The 7,857-nt window shown below is 69.7% G+C and carries 7 protein-coding genes; 5 read left to right on the top strand and 2 right to left on the bottom strand.

Annotated elements, in window-relative coordinates; translation table 11 throughout:
* Positions 1–8: 8 nt before the first annotated feature.
* Together Q0480_RS04410 and Q0480_RS04405 are read right to left on the bottom strand one after the other, a co-directional pair.
* Positions 9–758 carry a hypothetical protein gene (locus tag Q0480_RS04410; protein ID WP_299131096.1) on the bottom strand — a complete coding sequence of 250 codons (750 nt, stop codon included), beginning with the start codon at positions 756–758 and terminating at the stop codon, positions 9–11.
* A gap of 8 nt (positions 759–766) precedes the next feature.
* On the bottom strand, positions 767–1,363 hold the full coding sequence (locus Q0480_RS04405) for a hypothetical protein (RefSeq protein WP_299131095.1): 597 nt from the start codon (positions 1,361–1,363) through the stop codon (positions 767–769).
* 455 nt (positions 1,364–1,818) lie between these two features.
* On the opposite strand from Q0480_RS04405, the gene Q0480_RS04400 reads away from it, so the two are divergent.
* The 5 genes from Q0480_RS04400 (at position 1,819) to Q0480_RS04380 (ending at position 7,740) form a co-directional block, all read left to right on the top strand.
* Positions 1,819–2,490, top strand: coding sequence for a response regulator transcription factor (locus Q0480_RS04400; protein ID WP_299131094.1), 672 nt, complete (start codon positions 1,819–1,821; stop codon positions 2,488–2,490).
* Entirely contained in the window at positions 2,487–3,848 is a 1,362-nt protein-coding gene (locus Q0480_RS04395; protein WP_299131093.1) for a HAMP domain-containing sensor histidine kinase, read from the top strand. Before Q0480_RS04400 ends, Q0480_RS04395 begins: the two co-directional genes overlap by 4 nt.
* Positions 3,849–4,046: 198 nt before the next feature.
* Positions 4,047–5,060, top strand: a complete 1,014-nt coding sequence (locus Q0480_RS04390) for an iron ABC transporter substrate-binding protein (RefSeq protein ID WP_299131092.1) — start codon at positions 4,047–4,049, stop codon at positions 5,058–5,060.
* Positions 5,061–5,089: 29 nt separating this feature from the next.
* Positions 5,090–6,667: an iron ABC transporter permease gene (locus Q0480_RS04385; protein ID WP_299131091.1), complete on the top strand. Its 1,578-nt coding sequence runs from the start codon at positions 5,090–5,092 to the stop codon at positions 6,665–6,667.
* Entirely contained in the window at positions 6,664–7,740 is a 1,077-nt protein-coding gene (locus tag Q0480_RS04380; RefSeq protein ID WP_299131090.1) for an ABC transporter ATP-binding protein, read from the top strand. Before Q0480_RS04385 ends, Q0480_RS04380 begins: the two co-directional genes overlap by 4 nt.
* Positions 7,741–7,857 lie beyond the last annotated feature (117 nt).

Genomic DNA, 7,857 nt, shown 5'->3' with positions numbered 1-7,857 from the left:
GGGGCGGATCAGGCCGCGCGGGGCGCGGGGCGCAGGGTCAGCACGGCGACGGTCAGGACGATGACGGCGAGGAAACCGAGGCTGGTCGGGATCGTGCCGAAGCCCATGCCGCCGTACTCCCTGGGCTGCGAGAGAAGATCGCCGAAGGACGCGCCAAGCGGACGGGTGAAGATGTAGCAGAGCCAGAAAGCCCAGAGCCCGCCGAGATTCAGCGCGAAATAGCCGAAGGCCAGCGAGGCGATGATCAGCCCGAACAGGATACCGGTCGCCAAGTAGCCCATGCCGAACCTTTCGGCCACGAGGTCACCGGCGGCGGTGCCGAGCGCGAAGGTGAACAGGATCGCCAGCCAGTAGAAGGTCTCGCGCCGGGCGGTGAACACCTCATGGATCGACAGAGTGCGTTCGGACCGGAACCAGAGCGCGAAGGTCGCGGCGAGGGCGGCGGAAAACACCCAGAAAGTGGTGCTCAATGCCACGCCGAAATTGTCGACGAGATTGTCGGTGACCAGGGTGCCGACGATCGAGATCAGCACCACGGCGGTCCAGTAGACACGCGGCACATAGCGGCGCTGGCCGAACTGCCAGACCAGGGCCGCGATCAGGACAGCCGACATCAGCAAGGTCGTGGCGGTCAGGCCAAGGCCGAGATTGACCGCCAGATAGTCGGCGGCGGTTTCGCCCATGGTCACGGCCATCAGCTTGATCAGCCAGAAGGAGGGCGTGACATCGGGCACGCGGTTCACGGACGCGGTACGCATGACCGACCTCAGGATTTGAGAAGGGCAAGCGCCTGCGCCGTGAAGGCATCGGCGCGGGCGTCGTCATCGGCATTGCAGCGTTCCAGCGCCTTGGCCCGAAGATCGACCACCTCCGGCGTGGCGATCTCGTTGTCCAGCGCTTTGGCCAGATCGGCCAGCATCGCCTCGCAGGGCAGCGCGTGTCCGGTTTCGTCGGTCACGGCGATACCGTTGACCGTCCGGGCACCGGTGACGACGGCGGCCACGGGGCCTGCCAGCGTCTCTTGAAGGGCGGCCAGCGTATCGTTCACTTCGACCGGGCTTGGCGTCTTCCTTCGCAGGGCCGACAAGGCATCGTCGATGGATGTATCGACGACACCCCAGGCGTTGGCATCCGCGGCCCGCAGCGCAGGCTCGGCCTCGTCCCAGGCGGTTTCAAGATCGGTGATCCGGGTTTGCGCGGCGGCCAGATCGCCGGTCGCGGCGATCGTCTGGGTGTCTGTCACGATGGCGGCGAACGGTGCCAGATCGCCAAGGCCCGCGCTGGCGGTCTGGCCGGCGGGCGCGGGCATCAGCCACGTCTCCACCGCGGCGAAACCCGCGACCGGCACCGCGATCAGCGCCACGGAAAGCAGAAGATTTCGCATCAATTCAACATCCTTTCGATGACCATATGACCATATGACCATATGACCATGTCCGGCCCGGGGGACGTGTCGTCGCGGGCAAGGTTGAAGAGTCCCTTCGGCGCCTGGCCGATCAGGCAGGCCGCGGCGCGCCGCGGGCGCGTCGGTCGGCTGTGGATGGGGGGGCCGGCTGTCGTGGACATGAAACCTTCGGGAAGGGGAGTGGCGGCGGATGGCCCGTCGATATGGCTTCCTGACCCCTCAATCCCCGTCAGGTCTTGTGACGCTCTTACAGTTTCGTAAGAACCGCCGCCGGCCGGGGAAATTCGCCGGGCAATTCCTACAAAATTGTAAGAACAGGGAAAAATCGCCTTCGAGGCTTGTTGCCGGTCCGTTCCAGGGCGATGGTTGCAAGGCGTGAAAAGCCCAACGCGGCCCTTCGGAAAGTTCTTCGGGTGAAAATTCTTGTCGCGGAGGATGACGCGGAGATCGGCGACTACATCCGCGGGGGGCTGGTCGCCGAAGGCCATTCTGTCGATCATCTGACCGACGGGCGCGAGGCGCTGACGCAGGCGACGCTGCAACCCTACGACCTGTTCCTGTTCGATCGGATGCTGCCGGGGCTCGACGGCCTGTCGTTGCTCAAATCCCTGCGCGCCGCGCAAGTGGCGACGCCTGCGATCCTGCTGACCGCGATGGGCGCGGTCGATGACCGGGTGGCAGGTCTGCGGGCCGGGGCGGACGACTACATGGTCAAGCCCTTCGCCTTTGCCGAGTTGCTGGCGCGCATCGACACCATCGCCCGACGCCCGAGCCTGCGGGCCGAGGTGACCGAGTTGCGCCAGGGCGATCTGCATCTCGATCTGCTGACGCGCGAGGCGCGCCGGGCGGGCGTCCTGATCGACCTGCAACCCCGCGAGTTCCTGCTCCTGAAGCACTTCATGGAACGCCCCGGCCGGGTACAGACCCGCACCATCCTGCTGGAAGCCGTCTGGGGCCTGCATTTCGACCCCAAGACCAGCGTTGTGGAAACCCATGTCAGCAGATTGCGCGCCAAGATCGACAAGCCGTTCGACAAGGCCTGCCTCACGACCCTGCACGGGGTGGGCTATGTGTTTCAGCCGTGAGCGCGCGGCGCCGCCTGTCCTGGTCGATGCGCTTCGCGCTGATGATCTCGGGCGCGTTCGCCGGGGCGGCCGTGTTGGCCGGGGCAATCGCCTACATGCTCTTGTCGGGCGAATTGACGGACCGGTTGCGCCAGGACGTGGAAAACATGGCTGGCAATCTGGCCTATACGCTTCAGAACGGCGGCCCTCAGGATCTGCTGGAACAGATCGACGCGATCTCCGCCAATGCGCGGGACGGGTCCGCCGTGGCCACCTTCCTCGATCCCCAGGGTCAGCGCATCGCTGGCAACTTCAGTCCGGACCATCCCTTCGCCGGTCACCGCGCCCTGCGCGTCGGTCGCGACATGACACTGGTCGAAGTGCCGAATGGCGTCGCGCCGACCGACTACTTCGCCTACGGGCTTCAGACGCCCCGGGGCTGGATCATCACCGGACGCGATGCCGACTGGGTCGCGGAAAACACCGAAATCCTCTCGCAGGGAACGGCCTGGGGTCTCGGCGTCGCGCTGATCCTGTCAATCATGCTGGCGGTTTTCATCGCCCGGCGGAACGAGACGCGGATCGAACGCTTCGAGGATGCCCTCAGGGCCGTCGGCGCCGGCGCGCATGGTATGCGGATCGCCGATGACGGCCACGACGACATCGGGCGGCTGGCAGGCCAGGTGAACCGGACGCTGGCGCAACTGGAGGCCGGAATCGACGCGATCCGGCAGGTTTCGACCGATGTGGCGCATGACCTGCGAGCACCTCTGGCCCGCCTGCGGATGCGGCTGGAGCCGCATGTCCTGACCGATCGGACCCCGCCCGCGCTGCGCGGCGATCTGGGCCGGGCGCTGGCCGATCTCGACGGAATATCGGCCACGTTCGATGCGATCCTGCGTTTGTCACGGATGCAGGCGGGGCTCGTGTCCCCGCGGGTCGAAGCCTTTGACCTCGTGGCCCTCGTCCGTGATCTGGCCGAAATGCTGGCGCCGACCGCCGAAGACGCGGGGCACCGCTTCACCGTCGACCTGCCGCCGGCCGCCGTCGTGCACGGCGACCGCGACCTGATCGCACAGGCCATCCTGAACCTTGCCGACAATGCGATCGGCCATTGCCCGGCTCCTTCGGACATCCGTCTGACGGTGACAGCCGGGGTGGACCGGACCCGGATCACCCTCGCCGATACCGGACCGGGCATCGCCGAGGCCGACCGCGCACGGGTTACCGACCGGTTCGTGCGGTTGAACCCCAGCCGTGGCGCGCACGGCGCGGGGCTTGGGCTGAGCCTCGTCGCGGCGATCCTGAGCCTGCATGACACCGCCTTGCGCCTGTCCGACAATTCGCCGGGCTTGCGGGCGGAATTCGACCTGAAGTGAGTGTCGCGGGTGCGCGGACAAACCAGGCGCCGGAGCGCCTAATTATGACTTAATTTGTCGACAATGGTGGCGGACCTGTATTAAGGAATGGGGCGGGGCGATGGCCCGAGCCGTCGGGAATGGCGGCCCCAGCCGATGGGGTCGGATTTCCCGCGGACAAGACGAGTTTTCGAACGACATTTTCAGAGGGGAGACAGGATGACACTTCGGATTGCCATGAGGGCGCTCGGTGGCGCGATGCTGGCCGTGGCGCTGGGCGCGGGGACGGCTGCCACCGCGGATGACACCGGCCTCGTCGTCTACAACGCCCAGCACGAGAGTCTCGGCCAGGCCTGGGCGGACGCCTTCACCGCGGAGACGGGCATCAAGCTCACCATCCGCCACGGCGGCGACACCGAGCTCGGCAACCAGATCGTCCAGGAGGGCGCCGCCTCTCCGGCGGACCTGTTCCTGACCGAGAATTCCCCGGCCATGGCGCTGGTCGACGCGGCGGGCCTGTTCGCCCCGGTCGATCCCGCGACCCTCGCCCAGGTTCCCGCGCAGTTCCGCCCGGCCGACGGCGACTGGACCGGCATCGCCGCGCGCTCGACCGTCCTCGCCTATGACAAGACCAAGCTCACCGAGGACACGCTGCCGAAGTCGATGCTCGACCTCGCGCAGCCGGAATGGAAGGGCCGCTGGGCCGCCTCGCCCACCGGCGCCGACTTCCAGGCAATCGTCGCGGCGCTGCTGCAACTGAAGGGCAAGGATGCGACGGAAGCCTGGCTGAAGGGGATGAAGGAGAACTTCACCGCCTACAAGGGCAACTCCACGGCCATGAAGGCGGTGAACGCCGGTGAGACCGAAGCCGCGCTCATCTATCACTACTACTGGTTCGGCGATCAGGCCAAGACCGGCGAGAACAGCGGCAACGTCGCCCTCCACTATTTCGGCAACGAGGATCCGGGCGCCTTCGTCAGCGTCTCCGGCGGCGGCGTGCTCGCTTCCAGCAAGCATCCCGCCGAGGCGCAGGCCTTCCTGAAGTGGATCACCGGCCCGGCCGGCCAGGCGATCCTGCGGACCGGGACCTCGTTCGAATACGCCGTGGGCGAAGGCCAGGCGTCGAACCCAGCGCTGGTGCCGCTCGCCGACCTGCACGCGCCCACGGTCGCGCCCTCGGATCTCGACAGCAAGGCCGTGGTCGAGTTGATGACCGCCGCCGGCCTGCTCTGACGCCAACCACGGGGCAGGAGCGACGCGACATGGTCCGTGCCGCGCGGCTCCTGCCCGAAACCGATCCGCCGGGTCACGCCCGGCGGATCGGTCCGCGCGTCCCGGCCATCGCCGTCGCGGCGCTGGCGGTCACGGCGCTGGCGCTCCTGCCGCTCGGCTTCGTGCTCCGGGAACTGGTCGCGACCGGCTGGACAACGGCGAGCGCGCTGATCTTCCGGCCGCGCGCGGGCGAACTCCTGCTGAATACCCTGCTCCTCGTGATCCTGGCCGGGTCGGTCTCCGGTCTGCTCGGGACGGCGCTCGCCTGGCTCGTCGAGCGCAGCGACCTGCCCGCCCGGTGGCTCTGGGACGGGCTCGCCGTCGCACCGCTGGCGGTGCCGGCCTTTGTCCACAGCTACGCCTGGGTCAGCGTCGTGCCGGGGCTGCACGGGCTCGGGGCCGGCGTGCTGGTCGCGACGCTCGCCTATTTCCCCTTCTTCTACCTGCCGGTCGCCGCCGCGCTGCGCCGCCTCGATCCCGAGCTGGAGGACGCCGCCGCGGCGCTCGGCCATCCGCCGCTCCGCGTCTTCACGCGGGTGGTCCTGCCGCAACTGCGGATCGCACTCTGTGGCGGGGCGCTGATCGTGAGCCTGCATCTGCTGGCGGAATACGGGCTGTTCGCCATGATCCGCTTCGACACCTTCACCACGGCGATCGTCGCGCAGTTCCAGGCGGGCTTCAACAGCGCCGCCGCCAACATGCTGGCCGTGCCGCTCGTCGTCCTCTGCCTCGGCCTGCTGGCGCTGGAGGCGCGGGCGCGCGGGCGGGCGCGCTATGCCCGCGTCGGCTCCGGCGCGGCGCGGGCGGCGGGGCGTCGCCGCCTCGGGCGGGCGACGCTGCCCTGCCTCCTGCTGTGCGCCGCCGCCGCCGCCCTGTCGGTGGGGGTGCCGTTCATCACGCTCGCCCGCTGGCTCGCCGCCGGGGGCCTCGCGGTGTGGACGAACCCCGCCCTCCTCGCCGCCCTCGGCCAGAGCCTCGGCTACGCCCTCGCCGGCGGGGCGCTGGCGGTGCTCGCGGCGGTGCCGATGGCGTGGCTCTCGGTGCGCGCGCCGGGGCGCCTGCAACGCGGCCTCGAAGCCTGCAACTACATCGTCGGATCGCTGCCCGGCGTCGTGGTCGCGCTGGCGCTGGTCACGATCACGGTGCGGGTGGCGCATCCGCTCTACCAGTCCGTCGCCACCGTCCTCTTCGCCTATGCCGTCATCTTCCTGCCGCGCGCGCTCGTCAGCCTGCGCGCCGCCATCGCCCAGGCGCCGCTGGAGCTGGAGCAGGCCGCCCGCGGCCTCGGGCGGACGCCGACCGCCGCCCTCGTCACGGTGACGCTGCGACTGGCGGCGCCGGGCGCGGCGGCGGGCATGGCGCTCGCCGCGCTCGGCATCCTCAACGAACTGCCGGCGACGCAGATGCTGGCCCCGAACGGCACCCGCACGCTGGCGATGGGCTTCTGGGCGCTGTCGGGAGAACTCGACTATGCCGGGGCCGCGCCCTATGCCTTGCTGATGGTACTCCTCTCTCTGCCTCTCGTCGTGGTCCTGCGGCTGCAATCGCGGCGAAGCTCCGGACGATGACGCTGCGACTTTCCGCCATCGGCAGGCGCTACGGCGACGTGGTGGCCGTCGCGGGTGTCGATCTCGCGGTGACGGCGGGCACGCGCGCCGCCATCGTCGGGCCGTCGGGCTCCGGCAAGAGCACGCTGCTGCGCATCATCGCGGGGTTCGACGCACCCGACGCGGGAACCGTCACCCTGGACGGCGCGATCCTCGCCGGGCCCGGCGGCTTCGTGCCGGCGCACCGGCGCAATATCGGCATCGTCACCCAGGACGGCGCCCTCTTCCCGCATCTCAGCGTCGCCGAGAACATCGCCTTCGGCCTGCCGCGGCGCGACCCCGACCGCGGCGCCCGGGTGCGCGACCTGATGGCGATGGTCGAGCTCGATGGGGATCTCGCGACCCGCGCCCCGGACGCGCTTTCGGGCGGACAGCAGCAACGGGTGGCGCTGGCGCGGGCGCTGGCGCGGCGGCCCCGCCTCATGCTCCTCGACGAACCCTTCTCGGCCCTCGACACCGGCCTGCGCGCCAGCACCCGCCGCGCCGTCGCCGCGGTCCTCGCCGCCGCCGGCGTCACGACGATCCTCGTCACCCACGACCAGGCCGAGGCGCTTTCCTTCGCCGATCAGGTCGCGGTGCTGCGCCGGGGCCGGCTCGCCCAGGCCGGCCCGCCGCGCGAGATCTATCTCCGGCCGCGGGACCGCGAGGTGGCGCGCTTTCTCGGCGATGCGATCCTGATGCCGGCCCGGATCGTCGATGGCCGCGCCGACTGCGCGCTCGGCCGCGTGCCCGTCCACCCGCCCGGCCGCGCCGGCGTCGCGGGCGGCGTCCGGGAGGTGATGCTGCGGCCCGAGCAGATCGCCCTGACCGATCCGGCCGGGGCCGGCATCACCGGCCGGGTGGTCGATGTCGAGTTCCAGGGCGCCGCCTGCCTGCTCGACATCGAGGTCGGCGCGATCCGCGTCGCCCTGCGCGCCTCGGCGCTCGACGCCCCCGCGCCGGGAAGCGCGGTCGGTCTGGTGATCCGCGGCGAGGCGCATGCCTTCGACGAGAACGACGGCGATCCGGTCCCCGCCGCTCCGGCGCCGGACTAGCAGCAATATTCAGGCCAGACGGAATCGTCTGGTGGCTGATACCAACGGCCCATCTCGTCGATTTTCCGACCAAGCGCGCCGAAGGCACGCGAGGCGCAGGCCCGACAAAGCCGAGGC

Origin of the sequence: uncultured Amaricoccus sp. (assembly GCF_937891315.1) — a bacterium.
Taxonomy (GTDB): Bacteria; Pseudomonadota; Alphaproteobacteria; order Rhodobacterales; family Rhodobacteraceae; genus Amaricoccus.
This window is presented reverse-complemented; position numbering and strand designations above follow the sequence as displayed.

Excerpts from the sequence above, each read along its gene's own strand:
- Q0480_RS04410 (WP_299131096.1), bottom strand. The coding sequence starts at position 758 with ATGCGTACCGCGTCCGTGAACCGCGTGCCCGATGTCACGCCCTCCTTC.
- Q0480_RS04390 (WP_299131092.1), top strand. The coding sequence starts at position 4,047 with ATGACACTTCGGATTGCCATGAGGGCGCTCGGTGGCGCGATGCTGGCC.
- Q0480_RS04385 (WP_299131091.1), top strand. The coding sequence starts at position 5,090 with ATGGTCCGTGCCGCGCGGCTCCTGCCCGAAACCGATCCGCCGGGTCAC.
- Q0480_RS04380 (WP_299131090.1), top strand. The coding sequence starts at position 6,664 with ATGACGCTGCGACTTTCCGCCATCGGCAGGCGCTACGGCGACGTGGTG.